Origin of the sequence: Nostoc sp., from assembly GCF_036919615.1 — a bacterium.
Classification (GTDB): Bacteria; Cyanobacteriota; Cyanobacteriia; order Cyanobacteriales; family Nostocaceae; genus Nostoc.
In genome coordinates this window covers 70,286-97,259 of record NZ_JBALCN010000088.1, presented here as the reverse complement: position 1 = coordinate 97,259, position 26,974 = coordinate 70,286, and the positions used below count along the sequence as shown (strand labels likewise).

General features: G+C 44.0%; 19 protein-coding genes. 10 read left to right on the top strand and 9 right to left on the bottom strand.

All coding sequences use genetic code 11. The features are described from left to right. Positions 1-298: 298 nt before the first annotated feature. Together V7K48_RS24565 and hslO are read right to left on the bottom strand one after the other, a co-directional pair. The gene (locus V7K48_RS24565) at positions 299-2,419 is read right to left on the bottom strand and encodes a chromosome segregation ATPase (RefSeq protein ID WP_335076225.1); all 2,121 of its coding nucleotides are present in this window, start codon (positions 2,417-2,419) and stop codon (positions 299-301) included. Between the two features lie 154 nt (positions 2,420-2,573). Then, positions 2,574-3,479, bottom strand: a complete 906-nt coding sequence (hslO, locus tag V7K48_RS24560; RefSeq protein ID WP_335076223.1) for an Hsp33 family molecular chaperone HslO — start codon at positions 3,477-3,479, stop codon at positions 2,574-2,576. A gap of 140 nt (positions 3,480-3,619) precedes the next feature. On the opposite strand from hslO, the gene V7K48_RS24555 reads away from it, so the two are divergent. Both V7K48_RS24555 and V7K48_RS24550 read left to right on the top strand, forming a co-directional pair. Further along, positions 3,620-4,006 (top strand): hypothetical protein, encoded by a 387-nt coding sequence (locus tag V7K48_RS24555; protein ID WP_335076221.1) that lies wholly within the window; start codon positions 3,620-3,622, stop codon positions 4,004-4,006. 941 nt (positions 4,007-4,947) lie between these two features. After that, entirely contained in the window at positions 4,948-5,196 is a 249-nt protein-coding gene (locus tag V7K48_RS24550; RefSeq protein WP_335076219.1) for a hypothetical protein, read from the top strand. Between the two features lie 834 nt (positions 5,197-6,030). Here V7K48_RS24550 and V7K48_RS24545 read toward each other — a convergent pair. Further along, entirely contained in the window at positions 6,031-6,456 is a 426-nt protein-coding gene (locus tag V7K48_RS24545) for a universal stress protein (RefSeq protein WP_335076217.1), read from the bottom strand. Positions 6,457-6,974: 518 nt separating this feature from the next. Here V7K48_RS24545 and V7K48_RS24540 point away from each other — a divergent pair. Beyond that, positions 6,975-7,121 (top strand): hypothetical protein, encoded by a 147-nt coding sequence (locus tag V7K48_RS24540; RefSeq protein ID WP_335076215.1) that lies wholly within the window; start codon positions 6,975-6,977, stop codon positions 7,119-7,121. Between the two features lie 111 nt (positions 7,122-7,232). Here the strand turns inward: V7K48_RS24540 and hisD are convergent, their stop codons facing one another. Beyond that, entirely contained in the window at positions 7,233-8,534 is a 1,302-nt protein-coding gene (gene hisD / locus V7K48_RS24535; protein WP_335076213.1) for a histidinol dehydrogenase, read from the bottom strand. Positions 8,535-9,392: 858 nt separating this feature from the next. On the opposite strand from hisD, the gene rpsT reads away from it, so the two are divergent. From rpsT to V7K48_RS24510, 5 genes are all read left to right on the top strand, one after another. Further along, complete coding sequence (gene rpsT / locus V7K48_RS24530) at positions 9,393-9,692, top strand: 30S ribosomal protein S20 (RefSeq protein WP_335076211.1); 300 nt, start codon at positions 9,393-9,395, stop codon at positions 9,690-9,692. Positions 9,693-10,208: 516 nt separating this feature from the next. Further along, positions 10,209-10,994, top strand: a complete 786-nt coding sequence (locus tag V7K48_RS24525) for a TatD family hydrolase (protein ID WP_335076416.1) — start codon at positions 10,209-10,211, stop codon at positions 10,992-10,994. Between the two features lie 749 nt (positions 10,995-11,743). After that, complete coding sequence (gene rpoB / locus V7K48_RS24520) at positions 11,744-15,043, top strand: DNA-directed RNA polymerase subunit beta (protein WP_334976333.1); 3,300 nt, start codon at positions 11,744-11,746, stop codon at positions 15,041-15,043. A gap of 97 nt (positions 15,044-15,140) precedes the next feature. Continuing rightward, entirely contained in the window at positions 15,141-17,018 is a 1,878-nt protein-coding gene (locus V7K48_RS24515; RefSeq protein ID WP_334975190.1) for a DNA-directed RNA polymerase subunit gamma, read from the top strand. A gap of 165 nt (positions 17,019-17,183) precedes the next feature. After that, complete coding sequence (locus V7K48_RS24510) at positions 17,184-21,251, top strand: DNA-directed RNA polymerase subunit beta'' (protein ID WP_335076209.1); 4,068 nt, start codon at positions 17,184-17,186, stop codon at positions 21,249-21,251. Positions 21,252-21,676: 425 nt separating this feature from the next. On the opposite strand, the gene V7K48_RS24505 is transcribed toward V7K48_RS24510, so the two are convergent. Continuing rightward, complete coding sequence (locus tag V7K48_RS24505) at positions 21,677-22,249, bottom strand: Uma2 family endonuclease (RefSeq protein ID WP_335076207.1); 573 nt, start codon at positions 22,247-22,249, stop codon at positions 21,677-21,679. A gap of 154 nt (positions 22,250-22,403) precedes the next feature. Here V7K48_RS24505 and V7K48_RS24500 point away from each other — a divergent pair, with 154 nt between their 5' ends. Together V7K48_RS24500 and V7K48_RS24495 are read left to right on the top strand one after the other, a co-directional pair. Next, positions 22,404-23,729 (top strand): hypothetical protein, encoded by a 1,326-nt coding sequence (locus tag V7K48_RS24500; RefSeq protein ID WP_335076205.1) that lies wholly within the window; start codon positions 22,404-22,406, stop codon positions 23,727-23,729. A gap of 213 nt (positions 23,730-23,942) precedes the next feature. Next, complete coding sequence (locus V7K48_RS24495; protein WP_335076203.1) at positions 23,943-24,899, top strand: putative 2-dehydropantoate 2-reductase; 957 nt, start codon at positions 23,943-23,945, stop codon at positions 24,897-24,899. 183 nt (positions 24,900-25,082) lie between these two features. Here the strand turns inward: V7K48_RS24495 and V7K48_RS24490 are convergent, their stop codons facing one another. From V7K48_RS24490 to V7K48_RS24475, 4 genes are all read right to left on the bottom strand, one after another. Continuing rightward, entirely contained in the window at positions 25,083-25,349 is a 267-nt protein-coding gene (locus V7K48_RS24490; RefSeq protein WP_335076414.1) for an AMP-binding protein, read from the bottom strand. A 44-nt stretch (positions 25,350-25,393) separates the two neighbouring features. Continuing rightward, entirely contained in the window at positions 25,394-25,597 is a 204-nt protein-coding gene (locus tag V7K48_RS24485) for an AMP-binding protein (protein WP_335076201.1), read from the bottom strand. A gap of 272 nt (positions 25,598-25,869) precedes the next feature. Beyond that, on the bottom strand, positions 25,870-26,307 hold the full coding sequence (locus tag V7K48_RS24480; RefSeq protein ID WP_334975179.1) for a response regulator: 438 nt from the start codon (positions 26,305-26,307) through the stop codon (positions 25,870-25,872). A 102-nt stretch (positions 26,308-26,409) separates the two neighbouring features. After that, positions 26,410-26,844 (bottom strand): response regulator, encoded by a 435-nt coding sequence (locus V7K48_RS24475; protein WP_335076200.1) that lies wholly within the window; start codon positions 26,842-26,844, stop codon positions 26,410-26,412. Between the last annotated feature and the right edge of the window lie 130 nt (positions 26,845-26,974).

Sequence of the window (26,974 nt, the reverse complement as noted above, 5' to 3'; positions counted from 1 at the left end):
ATTCTTCTCTACGAGACGCTGCGCGAGGTGTCCTTGGCGTCAACTCTTGGAAATGCTGCGCGTTGGCGGTTCGATAAATTAAGCTTTTTGGCAATTTTTGCGTAAGTCCTGATAAAATCATAATTGCCTCCGAAATTAGATGAAAGAAGCATTAGAAGAAGAAAATTTTTGAAACTTAAAAACTTGCCAAGTCTTACCTGAGAATAAAGATTAGTAATTATGCCGACTATCGGCAATATTGAGATGCTTAGTAAGTAGCCACACTATGGTCTATTGACTTGAAGATCGCTCTAGATAATCACTGCCCATTAGTAGTCGTTGATGGTAGCAATTGTGGAGATTCAAGCTGAGGCTGAGGCTCCAGTTGAGGCTTCGGTTGAGGATTAAGAAATTCCTGCCAAGTCCTAATTTGCTCTTGCGCCGCACTGTAAGCAGCACTAGTGCGTGGAATCGATTTAGCAATCTCAATCCCTTTGGCAATATCAGACTGACCTTGAGAGCGTGCTATTTCTAACAATTGCTTACTCCACTGGTCAATAGCCAGATTCGCATCCATACGTAAGATGCTATTGCTTGAAACCCGATCCGCCAGTCGTATTGCCTCAACTAAGGCTTCTGGCGTGCCAGCCGCACCCACTTCTTGGGCTTTTTTCCAGTTTTCTGTGGTGCGGATTTGCCCTTCCCAGTCATTGATCGCAGCTTGTGCTTCTCCAGAAAGCGCCCTTCCCGAGGATGCAATTTGTTGAGCCGTGCTAATGGCACCGATGAGATTTCCACTCTGAGCCAGTTCTTGTGCTTGATCCAAGTAGGGTTGGTCTTGAATTCGCTGAATCTTTCCTACCCAAGTACGAATTTTTTTCCGTGCTTCTGGATATAATGCACGACCTCTACGAATTTCGCTGGCTTGGGCGATCGCAGCTTGCAAAGAGTTAATATCGTCGAATATTGCTATCTGTTCGGCGCGTTCTAAGTAAGGTTGGTCTTCAATGGTCTCAACTTGGGCACTCCAGCGACCGATCTCTTGCCTAGCTTCTGTGGCTCTGGGGTTACTAGTAGGGATCAGCTGCACTTGAGCGATCGCTGCTGTTAAATTAGGGACTGTTCCTTGGCTAGCCAATATTCTCGCTTTTTCCAAATGGGCAACATCTTCAATTTCCAACTGCCAACGAGCAATCAGTTCTTGTGCTTCGTTATACGCTGGTCTGGAAGGATCAATTTGTTGCGCTTGAGCGATCGCTGCTTCTAAACCAGAAACATTACCGATCCAAGCACTCCTTTTGGCGTCAGCTATGGCCATAAAGTCATCTGTTTCGCCCTGTAGTTTCGCACTTTCTGGAATTTGTCTGGCAATATTCAGTGCTTCATCAGCATCCCGCTTGTCTAGTTTTGCCTGTGCCAGTTCCAGCATTTTGCGTCCAAATGTGGGAATCGCTTCCTGAGCTTTTTGGTAAATGTAACTTTCCTGTCCAATTGACTCGGCTAGCTTAATAGCTTCTAGTAAATTATCGACTACTTTGCTACTTGCTAAACTTTCGGCTTTTCCTAACTTATCGCTATCTTCCCGCGCTGTGGCAATTAGACGATTCAATTGGTCGTATTTAGTACCCGCCCAGTATTGATTGTCTACGCGCAGCATTTTGGCGGATAACATGAATGCTGATTGCCAGCGCCGTTCCCGAACTTCGGCGATCGCACCGTTGTATGTGGCTTCTGCCTTTGACCAAATTGACTGCCATTTGCTAACTTGCTCATCAACTAATTTATAAGCCGCCACGTCTTGGGGTATTTTCTGAGCAGTAGCGATCGCTTCATCTAAATTCCCTGTTTGGAAACTTTGATCAGCTAGCTTCAAAATATCCCGCGACCATTCTTCTATGAAACGATCAATTTCTCCATGCAACGGGTGATTTTGTGGTAGTTGCTTTACCAGAGCGATCGCTTGCAATAGGTCGTTCACTGTCTGCTTAGAAGCCGCTAACTGAGCGCAGTGTAGCCGCACAGAAGCACTAGCTAGGGGCCAGAAAATCGATGGGCAATTAGGGGCAGAGGGCAACTTTAGCAGCATTGCCATTGCCAATAATCCAACACTGCCAGGAATCAACATTAGCAGTGTTAGCCACAATATCCAGCTTTTCATCCAGCGCGGCCATTTTCCAGGACTTCTACTGAGTTGGGCAGTTTCTTCTAAATGACTATTTATAGGTAATCCTTCTCTACGAGATGCTTTGCGTAGCTTGCTTCCCTGTAGTACGGTATCGTTTTTTTTTCGCCGCTTCACTGACTTGGAGGCAGAACCAGTAGCTGGGACATCAAATGGCTGAGTTTCACCGAATTCTTCTGTTCGGGATAATCTTGTGTTTTGATCTGGCTCTCTTCCACTGGCTCTTGACCAACTGTCTGGAATATCCCGCTCTGTCATCTCTCACACCAAAATAATTGAATAGCGCTCTGCTTTAGGTCGATAATTCCATTGTTGACATAGTAACTTTCTCATGATTAAAAAGCTACTTTTTTGATTATCTCTCTCCACAGAGTACCATTCTCAATCTCAAAAATCAGTGTTATTTTATACTTTATCCTGAAACGGAAGATTCAGCTTGCAAATCGGCAATTAGTTGAGCTAACTGATCACTACTTGCCTGGTAAACGTTGCCACAAAATTCGCAAGTTGCCTCAGCACCATCATCTTTAATAATCATATCTTGCAGTTCGGCTTCTCCTAAAATCTTCAGTGCCCCCAAAACGCGATCAAAAGAACAACCACAGTGGAAGCGCAGCATTTGCCGTTCGGGAAAGATTGCCAGCCCCATGTCTCCCAACAAGTCGCCAAAGATTTCAGTCAAAGTCTTCCCAGCTTGCAACAATGGCGTAAATCCTGCTAGACCAGCTACCCGTGATTCCAAAGTTTCTACTAGGGCTTCGTCTCTGGCAGCTTTAGGCAATACTTGTACTAGTAATCCTCCAGCAGCCGTCACTCCACCTGCTCCCACAAACACACCTAAAACTAAAGCTGAAGGTGTTTGTTCGGAATTTACTAAATAATGAGCCACATCATCGCCAATTTCGCCAGAAACTAATTCTACCGTACTAGAGTAAGGATAACCATAACCGATATCCCGCACAACGTAGAGGTAGCCGCCACCCACTGCACCACCAACGTCTAGTTTACCTTTGGCATTGGGAGGCAATTCCACAGATGGATTTCCTACATATCCGCGTACCGTACCATCTAAGCCTGCATCTACCAATATGCCACCTAAAGGCCCATCACCCTTCACCCGGACATTGACCCTCGACCCAGTTCGCTTCATGCTAGAAGCCATTAACAAGCCTGCTGCCATAGTCCGACCTAGTGCTGCCGTTGCCACATAAGAAAGCTTGTGGCGCCCCCGTGCTTCTTCTGTTAAACGTGTGGTGATCACACCTATGGCACGAATTCCACCTTCGGCTGCTGTTGCACGAATTAACTGATCCGCCATGAATAACCTTACATTTCTTAACAAGTTCACTTTTTCTATTCTAAGTTCTCGGCTGGTAGAAAAGTGATGCCGTAATAATCAGTGATTGTATTTGCAATATTAGAAATAGCGATGTCTCACCTTTAGGTAATTCTAGAAAAATGCTGGGTAATTTTCAACAAAGCCAACTGCGGATCGAAATCGAAGCCTCAACAGATGCAATTCGTGACAGTCTGCTGCATCCGGTACAACTAGAAAAATGGCTCTTAGGGCAACGCTTTGCGCCAGGAATGCCAGAAGAACTGCTTCCAGGATTCCAGTTTACGACCTGGACTGGGCCAGTCTCGATTCATCATCAAGTAGATGTTGTAAAATCCAACTGTCTCCGCTTAGTACTCAGCGGAGGCATTGACGGGTTCCACGAATGGTACTGGGGAGAAGGTTGGGTGCAGTCTCGCTTGGAAGGAATTTCAATTTTGCCCTTGAATTTGGGTCAAACCTTGAGTTTGTTGAGCTTGCGTCAGTTTTTGGTAACTCAAAGACGTTGATTCGACTGAAGGTAGAGACAAGGAAAATCTCCCTTGTCTCTATCAAAACAATACCGAAGGGCGAGAAGCCCTGTCTTTTAAGGAGGGGATAAAGCCCGACTTGCTTTCCGTTTAGTCTAGCGTTTCTCTATTTTCCGCATTGATTTTCAGTTGTTTGAAAAGTCAAAATGTATATACCCCGAAGTATTGAGGGGATACCAACGGAGACCCGGAAAAAACGGAGCACTTGGAGGAGCAGGAGGAAACGGAGCATCTGCAATCACAATAAAGGGAGCATCCGGGCGAAGATGTGTAAATCTATTGAGCTCCGTTTTGGCAAGTCTATTCTCCGGACTAAGAAGAAAAATTTGTATAATTAACTTAATCAACAATTAAGCAAAATTAAAGGTTTTATATTAAAATAAATTATACTAATTTAGACGAGTGCTGTATAAAATAATTGTAAAAAAACATTTTTTACATAAAAATACTTATTCAAAAATGAAAAATTCCGTTTTGAGTTTGAGAAATTTATTTAAGTACAACTCGTATAAAAAATGTTGTTTGTTGAGATTGACTAAATCTTGAATTCTCGGTATTTTCATGAATTTATCAGTATTAATACGTAACAAGCTTCATTATATTTTTTGAAAAACGAAATTAAGCTTTTAGAGCGCCATATTTATATCTATATATAGATTGACACCTGCGATTTTTTGATAGATAAAAAGTTATTTTTAATGAAATTTGTATAAATATTAACTATGTAATATCTTTGTTGAAGAAAAATAGGTACAATATATTTTTCTTTCTTCAAAGAATAATTATTTGATCTGACTGGCAAGAGCCGTATAATACTTCTAACAGCACAAACAAGTTACTAAATATACTCTTTCACGTTTATATCTATTAATTTGGAGTGACGTGACTTTAATCACCACAATCAACCCAGAACTAAGATTATGGAAAGCACATTGTTCACCACACTAACTGCCAACGAAGAGGGCAATCTCTCTGGAGGCCAGAAAAAGCACAATAAGGAAGCTAGTAAATTCTTTCTCCTTAAGTTAATACTTAAATTTATTGGCGGTGCTGGCGGCGCTGGCGGCGCTGGCATTATAAATAGCGGCTCTGGGACTGTTATTGTTAATGGAGGCACTATTACTGGTGGTAATGGTGGATCTAGTGCTGTTGGTGTGCCAGCTGTTTAACTATCCTGTCAGTGCAATAGCCAAACTTATGAAGTTTAGTAGAAGGGAAACAATAAATGTAAGTAAAGACACTATTAACAGCGTCTTTACTCGGCTAAAGGCTCTTAAATAAACTATCCTGTTCGAGCAGGTTAAGTTACTTTTGCGCCTGTCTTAATTGCTAATCTACTTACATCCTGGCAAGTTATTAGCTATTTGCTTGATAGCAGTTATCTTAGCATACGTTTATTGTCACCCACATATTTTTCTTCGAGAAACTTAACAAAGTCTATCAACGGTTGCTAGTAGGCAACTGTTGATAAACTTAAATGGTACTTTTAGCTAAAGATGCTGCTTACCTTGAGTAGGGAAGTAAGCATTGCTATTTGATAAATCAACCAGATTCATCACAATCTAGTAATTTGTGAACGATAACGAAACTCTTTTTAAGGAACTTACTCCAAACGAATAAGCAAGTCTGTCTATTCGTTTGGAGTAAGTAAGGTGAACATACCATAATTCCTGATATTTTCTCTGTTGATACCAATTCTATGTGAGCCTACATAGAATAGTCCCTTTATCTAGCAAGGATTTCAGGCGGATTATTCTGTGCATCTTCATACAGAATTAATATGAGATATGGAATACAAGCATTTTGGTAGGCGTTTGCTCTCGTTATCTTAAGTGAAAACAGCTTTGTAAAAGGTCAAATTTTTAACCACGCAGGAATAAAACCTCTTATTTTTTTGGGTTTTGTCAAATTCATAGCAGGTATCAGTGCGATCATCATATTTCAGATATTCCTCAAAGGCTAGTTTTGGGGTAGTTATAGTCATTGCTTCCCGTTGCAAATTTTTATTTTGGTTTGACGACTAACACTGAACAATTAGCCTCTTCCACAACTTGACTGCTAACAGAACCTTGGACAATTCGCTTCATCCCCATCAACCCCCGGCTACCAATTAGAATCAAGTCAGTTTTGTAAATATTGGCAAGGCGAATAATTTCATCAGCAGGATCACCAGTTACCAGTTCTAACTCACAAGTGACTGATAACTTTTCCTGATATGATCGCAGCTGTTTTTCAATATGAAAATAAGAAAATGTTGGGGACTCTGGCTGAGGACAATCAGCAGGTAGTTCCATCTCTGACTCTGGGGTGGGAAACACATGACAGAGAATAATTTTTGCATCTTTTAACAACGCCAAATCATCTAAAGTCTGAATTACTCGTTCTGCAACTTCCGAACCGTCTAGAGCTACCAAAATATTCTTTAGCACTGCTCTCGTCTCCTAAAGAGTAGACCCCTTATATAAGTATCTAGCAAAATTTGTTGGCAGCTACACTAAATTAATTTTCCATCTGACTATTTAGTTTACGCCATGTGCGACTTTCTCTCAAACCTAATCCCCAACCCCTTCCCTACTGGCCTTGGGGAGCAAAAATCAAAGCCTTTTAGGAGAGAGATCAGAATATTAAATCGCACATCGCGTTAGTTTATACAGCAGATTGCAACTTCTCTTCTTAGGCTACGCCAAGGTGAGGTACAGATCATCGTAGGGGCACAACATGTTGCGCCCCTACCCGTGTACTTCATTTACCTGCAATACGCTGTATATAGCAATCCGATTTGATTTTTGAGATAAATCTAAATATTATGTAGGGTACGTTCAGACGATGCCGTACTTTCGTCTAACACAGCCTACATTTCAAAAATCAAATTATAAATCCTATATTCGAGGCTGCGCCATAGGTTCGTTTTACACGACTTTCACGCTGGTGGGTTTTAGCAACTGGTGTGGAGAAGTTTTTCACCAGTTCCTTAGATAAAGAAACCCTACCCAAGGAACTGCCATCCGGCAATCAATCCCCGACTTTTGAAGCAACTGTGCCGTCGGCAATGCCCAACTTGTGGACGCTTAAAGGGCGGCTGAAGGCAGGATAGCAAATGGTGTGCGTTAGCGTAGCTTACCGTAGGTATCGCCATCCAAATTTTTAGTCTGAAGCTATAGAGTGACTTTTGCCAACAGTACGGCAAAAAATTAAGCATTCCAAATCACTCTTCTTGCTGAATTCGGCGTCGGACTGAATCAGCATGGGAAGGTAAGCCCTCTGCTGTTGCTAGCACATCAATGGCACTAGCGACATTTTGCAGTGCAGTTTGGGAGTATTGAATAATACTGGAGTGTTTGAGGAAAGTTTCAACCCCTAATGCCGAAGCATAGCGGGCAGCACCAGAAGTTGGCAAGGTATGGTTAGGGCCTGCCAAATAGTCTCCTACAGCTTCAGGTGTTGAGTAACCCAAAAAGATTGCCCCAGCGTGGCGAATCTGTGGTAAGAGCGCCCAAGGGTCTTTGATTTCTAATTCCAGGTGTTCGGGGGCAAATTCATTTGAGAGTTCTGCTGCTGCTTGGAGCGATTCCACAAGGACAATCAACCCATAATGAGCGATCGCTTTTTCTGTGTCTATTCGCCGTGGGTGATCCACTAGCTGTCTTTCCAAGGCTAATTGCACGTTTTTCGCCAAAGCAGCATCTGTCGTCAGCAAAATTGCTGCCGCCATTGGATCGTGTTCCGCTTGGGCCAGCAAGTCAGCAGCGACATGCACCGGATTTGCAGTTTCATCGGCAATCACCAGCACTTCGCTGGGGCCTGCCAAAGAATCAATGCCGACAGTGCCGTAAACAAGTTTTTTCGCTAGGGTGACATAAATGTTACCAGGCCCAGTAATTACATTCACTTTCGGAATCGTTTCTGTGCCATAGGCTAAAGCGGCGATCGCTTGTGCGCCTCCAATACGATAAATTTCTTGCACCCCTGCTTCTTGGGCAGCTACCAAGACTGCTGGGTTAATCGCACCCCCTGGGCCTGGTGGTGTTACCATCACCACGTGGGGTACAGCAGCAACATGAGCCGGAATTGCATTCATCAGCACTGTACTGGGATAGGCGGCACGGCCGCCAGGCACATACAACCCGGCTCGGTCTACGGGTGTGTAGCGTTTGCCCAGTACTACTTCATCGTAACCAAAGTGTACCCAGCTTTTCGGTACTCGCTGACGATGAAACGCTTCAATATTGCGGCAAGCTAGCCGAACTGCATCAAGCAACTCCTTTGACACCTGCTGATAGGCTGCATCTAGTTCTGAGCCTGTAACTCGGAGTTCTTCTGCTTTCAGGGTTTGTTTGTCAAATTCGGCTGTGTAATGCAATACAGCTTTGTCGCCTTGGCGCTTCACTGCTTGCAAAACTTCCCGCACCGTTGCTTCTTTGTGAAGTACCTGTTCGTCATGGGTGCGATCGCAGATCCGTTGTAGTTCTGCTCTGACGTCTGCCTGCTGAGTAATGATTCGCAGCATGGAGTAAGGACAATGCCAAAATTATAATATTCCCACCTGAGATTTAGTATTGCTCTTGACCAACTGGGGTGTGGAAGCTGACTCTAATTCTCTTCTCTAGCTTAACCTGGATTTTTTTGATACTCTCAAGGCTGCCAGCAGATAATTTACTTGAGAAGGCGACTTAATTGCTCAGTCCGACAAAGCCTCGGCAGGCTAGCGGCAGGAAGTGGGCGTGCCATTTTCCACTACCCTTATGCCCTTACCCTGACTCCTTGCTCTGGTGCAGGTTGTGTGTTTACACATCCAGCCCCCCGGATTTACAGGGGATAGGGTCTGAGTATAATTTGTACTTATTTTCCTAACTTTTAGTAGTTAACATGTGTACAGACACGATATATCGGTTTTATACTTTGGAACCCCTGAAATTTAGCTGTTTACAGTTCCTTGCCTTTGACAATATATCCGTTTTAGGGACAGATTATTATATTGGCAATCACATTGCTTAACCAGGTGATGAGTTAGGGTTACTATTTTATTTGATGTACCTTATTTTAACGCATTTGCCAAATTGACGGCAAACCAAATTAAGAACTGGAGATTAGGCAGCAAAGACTAGTACCGCAAGGCAAAAGTCAAAAGTCAAAAGAGTTGTATTCCTTGCTCTTGCGCCATTTTGTAGACGCAGAGCGGCTTCCCGGAGGGTATGGTATGTTTATTTACGCCGTAATCTACTAGGGACTAAATTTTTCCCCAATCTCCGGTACCTAATCCCCAATGGGAGAATTTTTTTCGGAAATTATAACATTGGCAATTTAGATGCTATATTAGTAAGTCTAGTAGTGTGTGTACATATAAATAGTATTTTTGGAATTGACTGTGGCGAATACAAAGTCTGCTCTCAAGCGTGCCGAAATCGCAGAACGTAACCGACTGCGTAATAAAGCTTACAAATCAGCAGTCAAGACGCTGATGAAGAAATACTTTAATGCTATAGCTGTCTATGCGGCTAATCCTACCCCAGAATTAAAACAAGAAGCACAGGCTCGGTTATCCGAGGCTTACGGCAAAATCGATAAAGCGATCAAACGGGGTGTCCTTCACCCCAACAATGGAGCAAGGAAAAAGTCGAGATTAGCTCATAAACTAAAACCTTTAACTCAAACAGCAGCTGAATAGTCATTGGTAAGCCAGTGCGCTCTTGTAACTCAAGGAGCCACTGTGCTATGAAGTTTCGCAAAGTTGTAGCAAGTGGTGTAAAACGCTTCAGCGCATAGCGCAGCCTCAACTCTTGGAGAGACTGTGGCAAAGAGTATGCGTACATCTAGGTTGAAGCAAGCTACGTGTAGCATCTCGTAGAAAGCATCTGAGAAGCCAGTGCAATGTTGAGGGTTTCCATACCACTTGCTCTATGCCTCTTAACCCGTCCACCCTTACGGGTTCGCCAGTCACCTACGGAGGGAAACCCTCCCGCAGTGCTGGACTCACCGTAGTTGCTCCCCATGAGCGACTGGCGTAGGCTCTGCCAAATTCAAACAAGTGGCAGGCGTGATTTCTCTCTTGATCAGCTGGGAATCGCAAAGCATAGGTGCTCGCGTAGCTTCTTTGACAACAGAAGGATTCTACCCGGAGGGTCATTTGTCATTAGTTGTGATCAGCGCTAACAATTTATGACAAATGACAAAGGACAAAAAAATGCAACTAATAGATACGCACGTCCATCTCAACTTTGATAGTTTCCAGCCGGATTTAGCAACAGTGCGATCGCGATGGCAAGAAGCAGGTGTAGTGCATTTAGTACATTCCTGTGTTCACCCTGAGGAGTTTTCCAGTATTCAATCCATAGTACAAGAGTTTCCTGAAATCAGCTTTGCCGTGGGATTACATCCTTTAGATGCTGATAAATGGAATAGCGAGACAGCCGAAAAAATCAAAACTTTGGCGAGTTCTGACTCTCATGTGGTAGCAATTGGGGAAATGGGGCTGGATTTTTACAAAGCTGATAACTATGAGCATCAGCTTATGGTGTTTGAATCGCAGTTAGCGATCGCATCGGAACTTAACTTACCAGTGATTATCCACTGCCGCGATGCTGCTGTCCAAACTAGAGAAGTGTTGCAAAAATGGCGAAAATTCAAAGGAGAAAGAGTGCGCGGTGTCATGCATTGCTGGGGAGGAACGCCAGAAGAAACTCAATGGTTTCTCGATTTAGGCTTCTACATCAGCTTTAGTGGGACGGTGACGTTCAAAAACGCCAAAGCGATCCAATCCTCCGCAGCGATGGTGAGTAGCGATCGCCTACTGATTGAAACAGACTGCCCATTTCTGGCTCCAGTTCCTAAACGCGGCCAGAGGCGTAACGAGCCTGCCTACGTGCTTTATGTCGCCGAGCAAGTAGCTAAATTACGTCAGGAAACGGTAGAAGCGATCGCCCATCAAACCACTCAGAATGCCTGTGAATTATTCGGTCTGTCAATATAAAGTGGGCTTTAATCTCTTTTATTCAGTTGTGCTAAAAAAAATAAACCTCTAGGGGGACAAAAATATGTTAATATTATTCCCTCAAAAACATTTTGCTTGCGCCATAATGATAAAGGAAGGAACCTAAAATTTCTGAGCCTAATTTTCCGTAATGTTATCGGCTTGGCCATCCTCCAAATCTCTACAAGCGGATGCTCTCCACACATGACTAAACGTGCCAACCCAAATTGAGCTAGACTTTTGCACAACATCGGCTTGGTGTGTATTTAACCTATACAAAATCGTTAAACGAAATTGCCTTGTGAGTACAATCGAGCAAAACGAAGTGATTCTGATTAAAAGCCGACAAGGTACGGATCATTCCCTCAGTCTTAGGATATCTAGGATATCACTGAGAGTATAAATAGGCGGGTGGATTTAAAACACACCGTCTAGAGCTGCGTCAGCAAATTAACGCGCTTTTTGGAGGGGAAATGAAGAAAGTAGATAAAACTCAGGAATATCTCAACTGTATATTCTTCTTAAATCAAGACTATAGTGGGTTTTTGGCGTCTGAGTACCCGATTAGGGGCGATTATCCCCTAGTCCAAATTGCTCATTCCAGCTTTAATCGCTGCGTTTGCCCACACCTGTAAATAACAAGTGTGTAAGAAAAAGTTCCCAGACAGCTAAGGACACTGGCTAGCAGTGGGAAGCGTCAAACAGCAGTGTCCACGGGAAAATTTTACCAGGTTGACAAAGGAAAAGGCATGACTAAAGAAACGTATATGGAACCCGCCTTTCTGTTGCCCGACTTGATTGAAATCCAGCGGTCAAGCTTTCGCTGGTTTTTGGAAGAAGGGCTGATAGAAGAACTTAACTCCTTTAGTCCGATCACAGATTATACGGGCAAACTAGAACTACACTTTTTGGGTCATAACTATAAACTCAAGGAGCCAAAGTACAGCGTCGAAGAAGCCAAACGCCGGGACAGTACCTATGCCGTTCAAATGTATGTTCCCACACGCTTGATTAACAAAGAAACCGGGGAAATCAAAGAGCAAGAGGTATTTATTGGGGATTTGCCTTTGATGACCGATCGCGGCACGTTTATTATTAACGGAGCCGAGCGGGTAATTGTCAATCAAATAGTGCGATCGCCAGGGGTTTATTACAAATCAGAAATAGACAAAAACGGGCGACGCACTTATTCAGCTAGCTTAATTCCCAACCGGGGAGCATGGCTGAAATTTGAAACAGACCGTAACGATTTGGTGTGGGTACGCATTGACAAAACCCGCAAACTCTCAGCGCAGGTACTCCTAAAAGCTTTAGGGTTATCAGACAACGAAATCTTTGACGCCTTACGCCATCCAGAATATTTCCAAAAAACCATCGAAAAAGAAGGGCAATTCTCTGAAGAAGAAGCCCTGATGGAGTTATATCGCAAACTGCGTCCTGGTGAACCACCCACAGTCTTAGGTGGACAACAGCTCTTAGACTCTCGTTTCTTTGACCCGAAACGTTATGACCTTGGTCGTGTTGGACGGTACAAGCTCAACAAGAAATTGCGCCTTTCTGTTCCCGACACAATGCGCGTGCTGACTGCTGGGGATATTTTGGCAGCCGTGGATTACCTGATTAACCTAGAATATGATATTGGTAATATCGATGACATTGACCACTTAGGAAATCGGCGGGTGAGAAGCGTCGGTGAATTGCTGCAAAACCAAGTGCGGGTGGGCTTAAATCGCCTAGAAAGAATAATTCGGGAACGGATGACCGTATCGGATGCCGAAGTGCTAACTCCCGCTTCCTTGGTGAACCCCAAACCATTGGTAGCAGCAATTAAAGAATTCTTTGGTTCCAGCCAGTTAAGTCAGTTCATGGATCAAACCAATCCTCTGGCAGAATTGACCCACAAACGCCGTCTGAGTGCCCTTGGCCCTGGCGGTTTAACCCGCGAACGGGCTGGGTTTGCTGTGCGGGATATTCATCCTAGTCACTATGGACGTATTTGCCCGATTGAGACACCAGAAGGCCCCAACGCCGGATTGATTGGCTCCTTAGCAACCCATGCGCGGGTGAACCTGTACGGCTTCTTAGAAACGCCATTTAGACCTGTGGAAAATGGGCGAGTCAGATTTGATCTGCCTCCAGCCTACATGACAGCTGATGAAGAAGACGACCTGCGGGTTGCTCCGGGAGATATTCCTGTAGATGAAACCGGGCACATTATTGGGCCACAAGTGCCAGTCCGTTATCGCCAAGAGTTCTCCACCACAACACCAGAACAGGTGGACTACGTAGCAGTATCTCCAGTACAGATTGTGTCAGTAGCGACCAGCATGATTCCCTTCTTGGAGCATGATGACGCTAACCGAGCGCTGATGGGGTCAAACATGCAACGGCAAGCAGTACCCCTGCTGAAGCCAGAGCGTCCTCTGGTGGGTACAGGTTTGGAAGCACAAGGAGCAAGAGACTCTGGGATGGTAGTTGTATCGCGCACCGATGGCGATGTCACCTATGTGGATGCCACAGAAATTCGCGTTCGTCCTAAACCTAGCACTCCAGAAATTAAGTACACCCTTTCCAAGTACCAACGCTCAAACCAAGATACCTGTTTAAATCAGAAACCTCTCGTCCGTATTGGTGAACGTGTTGTTGCTGGTCAGGTGCTGGCTGATGGCTCCTCCACTGAAGGCGGTGAATTGGCGCTAGGACAAAATATTGTAGTTGCCTATATGCCTTGGGAAGGCTACAACTACGAAGATGCAATATTAATTTCTGAAAGACTGGTGCAGGATGATGTCTACACCTCAATTCACATTGAAAAATATGAAATTGAAGCTAGACAGACGAAACTGGGGCCAGAAGAAATCACTAGAGAAATTCCCAACGTCGGCGAAGATGCCTTGCGTCAGTTGGATGAACAGGGAATCATTCGCATTGGAGCATGGGTAGAAGCTGGTGATATCTTGGTAGGAAAAGTCACACCAAAAGGTGAATCTGACCAACCACCAGAAGAAAAACTGTTGCGGGCTATTTTCGGTGAAAAAGCCCGGGATGTGCGGGACAATTCTCTGCGAGTACCAAACGGTGAAAAAGGTCGCGTAGTTGATGTGCGCTTGTTTACTCGTGAACAAGGTGATGAACTGCCACCAGGAGCCAATATGGTAGTCCGAGTATATGTTGCCCAAAAACGCAAAATCCAAGTTGGTGACAAAATGGCAGGACGCCACGGGAATAAAGGGATTATTTCTCGGATATTACCAGCGGAAGATATGCCTTATTTGCCCGATGGTTCACCAGTGGACATTGTACTTAACCCCTTGGGTGTACCCAGTCGGATGAACGTCGGACAAGTATTTGAGTGCCTCTTGGGTTGGGCTGGTCAGACCTTGGGAGTGCGATTTAAGATTACTCCCTTTGACGAAATGTACGGTGAAGAGTCATCCCGCCGAATTGTGCATGGCAAATTGCAAGAAGCACGAGACGAAACAGGCAAAGACTGGGTATATAACCCAGATAATCCAGGCAAAATCATGGTGTATGACGGTCGTACAGGCGAACCCTTTGACCGAGCAATCACTATCGGTGTGGCTTACATGCTGAAGCTGGTGCATTTGGTGGATGATAAGATCCACGCTCGTTCCACAGGCCCATACTCACTGGTGACTCAGCAACCCTTGGGTGGTAAAGCCCAACAAGGTGGTCAGCGGTTTGGAGAAATGGAAGTGTGGGCATTGGAAGCCTTTGGTGCAGCTTATACCTTACAGGAATTGCTCACAGTTAAATCTGACGATATGCAAGGACGGAATGAAGCGTTAAATGCGATCGTTAAAGGTAAGGCAATTCCCCGACCTGGAACCCCAGAGTCCTTTAAGGTGCTAATGCGCGAGTTGCAATCATTAGGGTTAGACATTGCCGTACACAAGGTAGAAACCCAAGCAGATGGCAGTTCCCTAGATGTGGAAGTCGATTTGATGGCAGACCAATCAGCCCGTCGCACACCTCCTCGACCAACATACGAATCTCTTTCCCGCGAATCGCTGGAAGATGACGAATAGATAGTGAGGAGCGAGGAGTTAACAATTCCTAACTCCTAACTCCTAACTTAAAACTAAATATACTCAACACTCATAACTCATAACTCAGCACTTAAGTATGAGACCTGCCCAAACTAATCAGTTTGACTACGTAAAAATCGGCTTGGCTTCCCCTGAACGCATTCGCCAGTGGGGCGAGAGAACATTGCCCAATGGTCAGGTAGTCGGTGAAGTTACCAAGCCAGAAACGATTAACTACCGAACTCTCAAGCCAGAGATGGATGGCTTATTTTGTGAGCGCATCTTTGGCCCCGCGAAAGATTGGGAATGCCATTGTGGCAAGTATAAAAGAGTTCGTCACAGAGGTATTGTCTGTGAGCGCTGTGGAGTAGAAGTCACCGAGTCACGCGTGCGTCGCCACCGCATGGGCTATATTAAACTCGCTGCACCAGTAGCTCACGTCTGGTATCTCAAAGGCATTCCTAGCTACATTTCCATCCTGTTGGATATGCCCTTACGGGATGTCGAGCAGATTGTTTATTTCAACTCTTATGTTGTCCTGAGTCCAGGTAATGCCGAAACTTTAACTTACAAACAGCTACTGAGTGAAGACCAGTGGTTGGAAATAGAAGACCAAATTTATAGCGAAGATTCTCAACTGCAAGGCGTAGAGGTAGGTATTGGTGCTGAAGCACTGTTGCGTTTGCTTGCCGATATCAATTTAGAGCAAGAAGCCGAAAGCCTACGCGAAGAAATTGGCAACGCCAAGGGACAAAAGAGAGCCAAGCTAATTAAGCGACTGCGGGTAATTGACAACTTCATCGCTACTGGTTCCAAACCAGAGTGGATGGTAATGGCAGTTATTCCCGTGATTCCCCCAGACTTGCGCCCAATGGTGCAGCTAGATGGCGGCCGGTTTGCAACCAGCGATTTAAATGATTTGTATCGGCGGGTAATTAACCGCAACAATCGTTTGGCACGCTTGCAAGAAATTTTGGCACCAGAGATTATTGTGCGGAACGAAAAGCGGATGCTGCAAGAAGCGGTTGATGCTTTGATTGACAATGGTCGTCGGGGACGCACTGTGGTAGGGGCAAATAACCGACCTCTGAAATCTTTGTCCGACATTATTGAGGGTAAGCAAGGACGTTTCCGACAAAACTTGTTAGGTAAACGGGTTGATTACTCTGGACGTTCTGTTATTGTTGTTGGGCCAAAGCTGAAAATTCACCAGTGCGGTTTGCCTAGAGAAATGGCGATTGAGCTATTTCAACCATTTGTGATTAACCGCCTCATTCGTAGCGGTATGGTAAATAATATCAAAGCTGCGAAAAAGCTGATATCCCGCAATGACCCCAGTGTTTGGGATGTGCTGGAAGAGGTGATTGAAGGACACCCTGTGATGCTAAATCGGGCACCAACGTTGCACCGTTTGGGTATTCAGTCTTTTGAACCGATTTTGGTAGAAGGTAGAGCGATTCAACTGCATCCTCTGGTGTGTCCGGCATTTAACGCCGACTTTGACGGCGACCAAATGGCGGTACACGTCCCGCTGTCGTTAGAAAGTCAGGCTGAAGCGCGGTTGCTGATGTTGGCTTCTAACAATATTTTGTCACCAGCCACGGGTAAACCGATCATCACGCCCAGCCAAGATATGGTGTTGGGAGCGTATTACTTAACAGCAGAAAATCCCGGTGCGACAAAAGGTGCAGGAAAGTACTTTTCTTCGCTAGAGGATGTAATTATGGCTTTTCAACAAGAGCAAATTGACTTGCACTCTTATATCTATGTGCGGTTTGACGGTGAAATAGAATCAGACCAACCGGATACAGAACCCGTGAAAGTGACAGAAAACGAGGATGGTAGCCGGACATTACTCTATAAGTTCCGCCGAGTCAGACAAGACGCTAAAGGCAATGTAGTTTCACAGTATATATACACAACTCCTGGTCGTGTTATTTACAATAATGCCATTCAGGAAGCACTTGCTAGTTAGTGATGAGTTATGAGTGATGAGTGATGAGTTTTGAATTAATAACTCCCAACTCTTAACTCTGCCAATTTTAGATTTTGGATTGAAGGAGAAATCTAAAATCTAAAATCTAAAATCCAAAATTGAATGGCTCCTAACTATTGATTCAAGACTCAGGACTAATGATCAATGACTGAAAAAATGATTTTTCGCAATCGCGTAGTTAACAAAAGTCAACTGCAAAAATTAATTTCTTGGGCCTTTACGAATTATGGTACGGCGCGAACCGCAGTGATGGCGGACAAGCTCAAAGATTTGGGATTTCGCTACGCTACCAAAGCAGGGGTTTCCATCAGTGTAGATGACTTGATGGTGCCACCAACTAAGCGATTGCTCTTAGAAGCAGCCGAAGAAGAAATTCGCGCCACTGAAACTCGTTACCAACGGGGAGAAATCACTGAAGTAGAACGCTTTCAAAAGGTAATTGATACCTGGAATGGTACCAGTGAAGCCTTGAAAGATGAAGTAGTCGTCCACTTCAAGAAGACTGATCCCCTGAACTCCGTATACATGATGGCATTCTCTGGGGCCCGGGGTAACATCTCCCAAGTCCGGCAATTGGTGGGGATGCGGGGACTGATGGCAGATCCTCAAGGGGAAATTATCGATTTGCCCATCAAAACCAATTTCCGTGAAGGATTAACTGTGACGGAATACATCATTTCGTCTTACGGTGCCAGAAAAGGATTGGTGGATACTGCCTTACGAACGGCTGACTCTGGTTATCTCACCCGGCGGTTGGTAGATGTATCGCAGGATGTAATTATTCGGGAATTTGACTGCGGCACCACCAGAGGTCTTACCATTGGACCAATGACAGAAGGTGCCAAAACCTTGATTCCTCTAGCAACCCGCTTGATGGGACGGGTAATTGGCGAAGATGTGGTGCATCCAGTGACAAAAGAAGTGATTGCACCACGCAATTCCCCAATTTCTGAGGACTTGGCGAAGAAAATTGAAAAATCTGGGGTGGGAGAAGTTGTGGTGCGATCGCCCCTAACTTGTGAAGCCGCACGTTCAGTGTGTCAACACTGCTACGGCTGGAGTTTAGCCCACGCCAAGATGGTGGACTTGGGTGAAGCTGTGGGGATTATTGCCGCCCAAAGTATCGGTGAACCTGGTACTCAGTTAACCATGCGGACATTCCACACAGGTGGTGTGTTTACAGGGGAAGTGGCGCAACAAGTTCGTTCTAAAATTGATGGGACTGTCAAGCTTCCCCGCAAACTGAAAACCAGAACATATCGTACCCGCCACGGGGAAGATGCCCTGTATGTTGAGGCTAATGGCATCCTGCTTTTGGAGCCAACAAAAGTAGGTGATGTTACCCCAGACAACCAAGAGGTTCATCTGACTCAAGGTTCAACACTATATGTATTTGATGGAAACAAGGTAAAACAAGGTCAGTTGTTGGCAGAGGTTGCCCTCGGTGGACGCACAACTCGGACTAATACAGAAAAAGCAGTTAAAGATGTCGCCTCTGACTTGGCAGGGGAAGTGCAATTTGCCGAAGTAGTTCCAGAACAAAAAACTGACCGTCAGGGCAATACTACAACCACAGCCGCACGCGGTGGTTTGATTTGGATTTTGTCTGGGGAAGTTTATAACTTGCCGCCTGGCGCAGAATTGATTGTCAAAAATGGTGATGCGATCGCCTCAAATGGAGTCTTAGCAGAAACCAAGTTAACCACTTTGCACGGTGGTGTGGTGCGCTTGCCCGAAGCAACTCCAGGTAAAAGTACCAGGGAAATTGAGATTATCACCGCTTCTGTGGTATTAGACCAGGCAACGGTAACAGTCCAAAGTTCCCAAGGCCGCAATAACTACTTAGTCTCCACTGGCAACAACCAGGTATTTAACCTCCGAGCTACACCAGGCACAAAAGTGCAAAATGGTCAAGTAGTGGCCGAGTTAATTGATGACCGTTATCGCACGACCACTGGTGGATTCCTGAAATTCGCGGGTGTAGAAGTCCAGAAAAAAGGCAAAGCCAAGCTCGGTTATGAAGTCGTGCAGGGCGGTACCCTTTTGTGGATTCCCGAAGAAAGCCACGAAGTCAATAAAGATATCTCCTTGCTGTTGGTAGAAGACGGTCAGTTTGTGGAAGCTGGCACCGAAGTAGTGAAAGATATTTTCTGCCAAAACAGCGGTGTGGTAGAAGTCACCCAGAAAAACGACATTCTGCGGGAAGTTGTGGTGAAGCCAGGCGAACTGCTGATGGTGGACGATCCAGAATCAGTTATCGGGCGAGATAACACCTTCATCCAACCAGGTGAGGAGTTTCAAGGCAGTGTGGCCACGGAATTACGTTATATCCAGTATGTGGAGACACCAGAAGGGCCTGCCCTGTTGAGTCGTCCGGTAGTCGAGTTTGCCGTACCGGATAATCCTGATGTGCCATCAACTACATCGGTAAGTCAACAAACTGGGCGCTCAATTCAGTTGCGGGCTGTGCAACGACTACCTTACAAAGATTCGGAACGCGTCAAGTCCGTTGAAGGTGTGGAACTGCTGCGAACCCAGCTAGTACTGGAAATTGAGCAAGAAGGAGAACAAGACCACAATGCTTCGCCTTTAGCAGCAGATATTGAATTGGTACAGGATGCCGAAGACTCAGAAGTTCAACGCTTGCAGTTGGTGATTTTGGAGTCCTTGGTAATTCGTCGAGACATTACCGCCGATGCCACCCAAGGTAGCACCCAGACCACACTTGAGGTACAAGATGGGTTAAGCATCGCTCCCGGCTCTGTGGTTGCACGGACCCAAATCTTGGGTAAAGAAGGGGGGATAGTCCGGGGCGTTCAAAAAGGGACCGAAAACGTGCGTCGCTGTTTGGTGTTGCGTCACACTGACATGCTTACGGTCAATACTAGTACTCAGCCTAAAGTAAAGGTGGGTGACTTGTTAGTAGAAGGTACAGAAGTTGCTCCTGGAGTTTTTGCCCAAGAATCAGGACAAGTAGTAGACGTTAAAAAGTTAGGAGTTAAGAGTGAAGAGTTAGGAGTTAATTCTGAAACTTCTAACTCCTCACTCCAAACTCAGAACTACGCTATTACTACCCGTGTCGGTCGCCCTTATCGAGTCAGCCCTGGTGCTGTGTTGCAGATAGAAGATGGGGATTTGGTACAACGGGGTGATAACTTGGTGTTGTTGGTGTTTGAACGCGCCAAAACCGGAGATATCATTCAAGGTTTGCCCCGGATTGAAGAACTGCTTGAAGCTCGCAAACCAAAAGAAGCGTGCATTTTATGTCGCCGGGCGGGTGAAGTTAAGGTAGTTTATGGCGATGGTGATGAAGCGATCGCCATCAAGGTCGTAGAATCAAATGGTGTGGTTACAGATTATCCTTTAGGCCCAGGACAAAATTTGATTGTGCCAGATGGAGCGACTGTCTTAGCAGGACAGCCGTTGACCGATGGCCCATCCAACCCCCACGAAATTTTGGAAATCTTCTTTAGCCTGGGTTCCGAAGACGGAGTTTATGCTTGTGCTAGCTATGCTTTGCAGAAGGTACAGACATTCTTGGTGAATGAAGTGCAAATGGTGTATCAATCTCAGGGGATTGATATTTCAGATAAGCACATTGAAGTAATTGTTCGCCAGATGACCAACAAAGTCCGGATTGATGATGGTGGTGACACCACCATGCTTCCTGGTGAATTGGTGGAACTCCGCCAAGTTGAGCAAGTAAACGAAGCTATGGCAATTACAGGCGGTGCTAGAGCACAATATACCCCAGTATTGTTGGGTATCACCAAAGCATCGTTGAACACCGACAGCTTTATTTCCGCCGCATCCTTCCAAGAAACAACACGAGTCCTTACCGAAGCAGCTATCGAAGGCAAATCCGACTGGCTGCGCGGATTAAAGGAAAACGTGATTATCGGGCGATTGATTCCGGCTGGTACCGGGTACAATACCTATGATGAACCCGGTGCGATCGATGATTATACTGCTGAGATTAGCAGTAGTGTCTTGGATGAAGTTGATGACCCCCTGGATATGGTCTTAGATGACCGCACAGCTCGTACCTATAATTTAGATTCTCCGACTCTTGGGGAATCTGGTTTTGGTAGCAGACGTGCAGAAAGGTCAATTCTAGATGATGAAGATGAATTAATCGCCGATGAAGTAGCAGACGACGACGATTTCGAGGAAGAAGAAGAAGACGAGGAAGATGATTTTGACGAGGAGTAGAGACTTGAAATTTTGCGTCTTTATTAAAAGGTAAAAAATGAAAAGGCAAAAGAAAATCTTCTTTTGCCTTTTTATTTTGCTCTCTAAAAACGCATTTTTAAATCCTTAAGATTCTAGTTTCGGGCTTTCAACCTAGTACAGCACGGTGTAAATAAGCAGACCATTGAAAAGTCCTAAAGAGCTTATTCCATAATACTTTTAACTTACTCATTGCAGTACTAACGGTCTGTCAAACTCACTTTATCTGTTACATAGTAAGCATTTCAGTGCCTAACAACAAACTTATTTAATCAGCAGCGTAAATAGCGTTTCTATAGCGAAGTTACTAAATTATCAAATAAGTTAAGAAGCATATATATTTTCTTTTTGAATTTTAAATTGTTAAAGTGTAGCTTGTTCAAATCGCTTCAATTTCACTCAGTCAATTATGGCAATTCAAAAGTAACATCTTCATAGACATCTGCAACAGCACACCGAAAATCTACACTTGCCAAATGAATGATATCTTCTTGTCCATAGGGATAAAGTACCCATTGTCTCTCTGAGTTGCGGCGAAAACACTCAACATTTAACCGAGTTTGACTCACAAGTACATATTCCTGAAGTGACTCCATCTGTCGGTAGTCAGCAAATTTATCACCTCGATCAAAAGCTTCTGTTGTCGAAGATAGCACTTCTACAATTAAACAGGGGTAACGCAGAAAGTTGTTAAAAGCTTTATCTCGTTGGTCACAACTTACGATCACATCGGGGTAGTAATAGATATTAATCGACTCAATATGTGCTTTGGTGTCTGAGATATAAGCCTGACAATTACTCCCGCGCAAATGATTTCTCAACATTGAAGCAATATTAAGAGAAATAATCACATGAGCATTACTTGCTCCTGCCATTGCGTAAACCTGTCCTTGTCTATATTCATGCTTGATAGGACTGGTTTCTTCTCCTTTAAAATAGTCTTCTGGAGAAATATAGCTAGAATTTGGAGTTGCAACCATCTGCAATAACCTTGTGTGATGCCTTGTATCTAGTTTAGGAGAAGCTTGACGCCTAAATCCGCTAAGTGTGCATCTTCATATATCTAGCAATAGCTAGATGCTGCAATTCTCTCAAAAGCTATAATTTACATCTGTTGCACCGAGAGATTAACTTGTGGATGTCATATTAGAACGATCGCACCAATTAAAACAAGCCTTAGTTGATTTTGTCCTTGATGCTGAAGGTGAACTTGCACAAGCACTGGAAACTTATGCAGCAGAACAGTTGCGCCGTGGAAGTGGGGATAGTACCCAGCAGGACTTAACTATCGATAGCTTTCTGACAGCCGGGAAAGTCGGTGATAAGTCACCATTAGAGTTGTTTATCGAAAGCCATCCAAATTTAGACCAGAGCGATCGCAACCTGATCAACAGCTGGCATCATAGTTTTATCGGCTTATTTGCCATCACTAACATCCTACCTGATGGTTTTGAGTTAACGAACTGGCTGACAGATAAACGCTACATTGTCAAGCCAAATAATGTCCAAACGCTACAGGCAATTTCTCGGTTGAAAGTTGGAGAAATCTTGCTAACTCGCATTTCGCCTGTTACCGATAGCTACTGGATGTTTTCTGGGTCCTATACAATAATGGGTAAATTGGGTAAACCAAAACTTGCTGTAGCAATTGGTAATTTTAAAGAAAACTATAAAAGTAATCTTTACAGCGATGCCCCAGACTTGCTAGAGGAAGCTTGGCAGTCAGTAGCACAATATCATCAGCAATTTGTGGACTTTTTTGGCACTGATGAAATTACATTACCAGGATATCAGCTTAATAAAAAAATAGCTGAATTTCAAGAATTAATCACTGAGCAACGCTTTGCAGCAGCAGGAATTGATACATCCAAGTCATTGGCTGAAATGGCAGAAACTGCTGGCATTACAGATGAAGAAATCAAAGCAGCAGCAGAAGAATTTGGTGCTGACTCAAATGCAGTTTCTCAGATGTTTAATAGCAAAAACGGCAATAGCAAAATGGTTATGCCAAAAGTTGATTTACCTGCCGAACTCAAGAAAGCAGAACAGGTAACGGCTCTTTCTCATCCTCGTTGGGGACAAATGTTTTTACCAACATATAGTAAAATACAAGCAATTTTATCAGCAGAGGATTGGCTAAGTGTTCAAGGGGCTGAAAAATTAATTCGCTACTATCTCGAAGATAAAAGTATTAACGCTTTTATCTGGGATCGATTAGCGCAACAGTATCCAACTCAATTAGAAAATGTGTTGCAGAAATATCTGCAACGTCCATTTCACCTTGAAAGTGACTTGGACGCACTTTTGCAAGAATTCAACAAACCTATTGAGCCAGAGTTACCAGAAATTGCTAGCGTTCCTATACATCTACACAACTTATTTCAAGAAGCTTTAGGAGAAGTTAATAAATCTAAGCCCAAGGGTAAGGGGCAAAAAAAGCCAGCAAAGGGTTTTCAATAAAGTTAACAAATATATCCAACATCTCACCCTAGTCATATCATGTCCGGCTAAAGACTTATCATTTAGACCGCAGTTCTTGCTGCGGCTCTTAGCTGGGGAAAGAAACTTTTCCGAGCGTGGTTCACTACCTAATACCACACTAAGAGTTTTTGGCTGTATGTGTGCGGCGCATTTGCCTTATGATCATCATAGAAAAATTTCATTGTTAGCAAAATGTCCGAGCGTAGTTACGCCATTCTAGGAACTGGTGCATTAGGTGGCTTTTATGGTGCCAAACTGCAAAAAGCTGGTTTAGATGTCCACTTTTTGCTGAAGAGTGATTATGAATATGTCAGTAAATCTGGTTTGGTTATTGAGTCAAAAGATGGTGATTTCACCCTGACTCAAGTCAATGCCTACAATGATGTAGAAAAAATGCCACAATGCGATGTGGTGGTGGTAGCACTAAAGACGACACAAAACCATTTATTGCCGCAGATGTTACCGCCACTAATCAGGGATGATGGGGTAGTGTTGGTATTGCAAAATGGACTGGCGGTAGAAGAAGAAGTTGCCAAAATAGTTGGCAATGTCAGCATTATTGGTGGGTTGTGTTTTCTTTGTTCCAATAAAGTCGAAGCAGGACATATCCGCCACCTCGACTATGGACAAATTACACTAGGAGGATATGCTTCTGGCTATGATCCTACTGGGATTACAGATCAGATGCAGCAAATTGCCAATGACTTGAAGAGTGCTGGTATCTCAATGGAATTAGCTGATGACTTATTACTAGGGCGATGGAAAAAATTGGTGTGGAATATTCCCTATAATGGACTGTCTGTAATTCTCAACGCTAGAACAGATGAATTAATGTCCTATGTTCACACCCGCAAATTAGTTGAACAGTTGATGTATGAAGTTGCAGCAGGTTCCTTTAGTTGCGGACGCATCATTCCTGATAGCTTCATTCAAACAATGCTGGATTACACTGTGAAGATGAAGCCTTATCGTACCAGCATGAAAATTGACTATGACCAAAGGCGGCCTTTGGAAGTAGAAGCAATTTTTGGCAACCCATTACGGAAAGCGCAAGCAGCAGGTGTGGATTTACCGCAGATTAGCTGTATATACCAGCAGCTAAAGTTTTTGGATGAGAAAATAAGAGTGGAAGATCGGGAAAACGCTTAATTCCTTCTGCTATTTTTCACCAAATTTGATAGAACAGGCTTAACCATCTAGCGTGAGGCTTGCCTCCTACGAAAGTATCGTTTGCAGTCCGTAGCTATGAAAAAATGGGAGAATGCCAATAATTGTGTCTGCTGAACTTATCAGTTCGCGGTTTGAAAGTTGGTAGACATTGGCTGCTAAATTCTAGTGTGTCAGTGTGACACCTTTAGGCAAACCAGTTGTGCTGCTAGAATAGGGCAAAGCAACCGCGTCTTCTTTGGGATTAATTTGTACTTTTGGTACTGAGTCACAATCTTCTAAAAGTGCAGAAAATGGGATTGCACCCTCAGCATGACCAAACACAAGTACTGATTCAACTTTTGACTGACTAGCGGACTCTAAGGCGCGTTCTAGTAGTTCCGGTACTGTCAGCAAATATTTAGCACCAGCATCATTTAATTGATATGCCAGTTCGCTAGCGGTATAAGATGGATTCGCCGTACTGCTAACTCCACTTAACTAGCGATCGCCCCAAATGCGATTGGATATTCCAGACAGTTAGGACTATAAATAGCAACTACATCCCCCTTAGAAAAACCCCTCGCAGCAAAACCAGCAGCTATGCTAATTAAATCTGCTAGTTCTCTATAAGTTATCGTTCGACCAGTTAGCCCGTCAATCATCGCTGGTTTGTCAGCGAATTCTATCGCTCGTTGCAAGACAATTTCCGTTAAGGACTGTTCAGGGATGGAGATATTCGGTTCTGTACTGCGAAAAATTAGAGGGTTTCCTTAGATAGAGAAAAGTTAGCTTTACTCAGCAGTGTTTTTGCAGGTTTTTACTTTGAGATATTTTTTCTACCTTTTTCAACCCGTCGAACTTACATTAATTTAATATCCCATTTATCAACATATTTTAAGTAGAGTTACTAATTGACAAAGGTAATCTTGTCTTAACCTCTCACGAATGGATGAAGACCGAGTATTTATATCTAAAGATCGCTAGATAGCAGGTGAACAATCTCATCTACGATTTCCTCTGGACTCTCAAGCTTGACTAGAAATCGATTAAAGCCAGCATTCAAAGCCTTATGACTTGAGACCTCTCGTGTATAAGAAGTGATAGCGATCGCAGGCAACTGTCTTAGGGATGGGCAAGAATGCACTCGAATTTGCTCAATTAACCAATTTCCATCATGATCGGGCAACTTCACATTGCACAGCAGAATATCAGGATGAAGCGATTCGACCAAAGCAAGGGCTGCTTCTGCATCGGTTAAAGCCATCACCTCTGCACCTGCTGCTTCCAAAATGAAGATGAGCAAATCTGCAATATCTGGCTCATCCTCTACCAGTAAGATCATGATTCCAATAAGGTGCTGGAGCGGATTGAACTCAGTTTCTTGATTGATTTTTTGATCTGTTGCCATACCGTCCTTTTATTGCCTGCGATAGTCTGCTGTTTCTATTGCAACGCATGGAGCGGAATAAGTATTCACCCTAAATACACAAACTTAGGGTGAAAAGCTTTATCAATATAAAGAAGTTAATTCACCGATTAACATTGACCGCCCTGTTAAGTAAGCGATCGCCCCGACTAACTCATCTATGTCCACAGGCTTTAATAACCATTGGTCAAACCTTGCTTCTGACTCCAGAAATCTCGTTTCTAACTCTTCGAGTGCCGTGACTGCGATCACGGGAGTTGATTTGTCAAGTCTATCTTCGATTTGCCGGATCTGACGTAGCAACGAATAACCATCTTCATCGGGCATGACAATATCACTAAGTACTAAATCTGGGCGAAATTCGACAAACACTGTTAACGCTTGATGTACCGTGAAAGTTGAATGAACTTCAATCCCATAAAACTCAAGCAAACAAGTAATCCAGACACAGGAATCGAGGTCATCATCGACCACTAGTACTCGCAATCCGTCCAGTGTAGAAGTGTTAGGAATGGGCATACCAGGAGCCTCACTCTAAGTGAATGTCACAGTATCTAATGAAAATTTAATAATTAGTGCATTTTTCATAGAAAAATAAGATTTACATAATATTACTTAACATTATGCAAAGCAATTCTCAGAGTTTAGC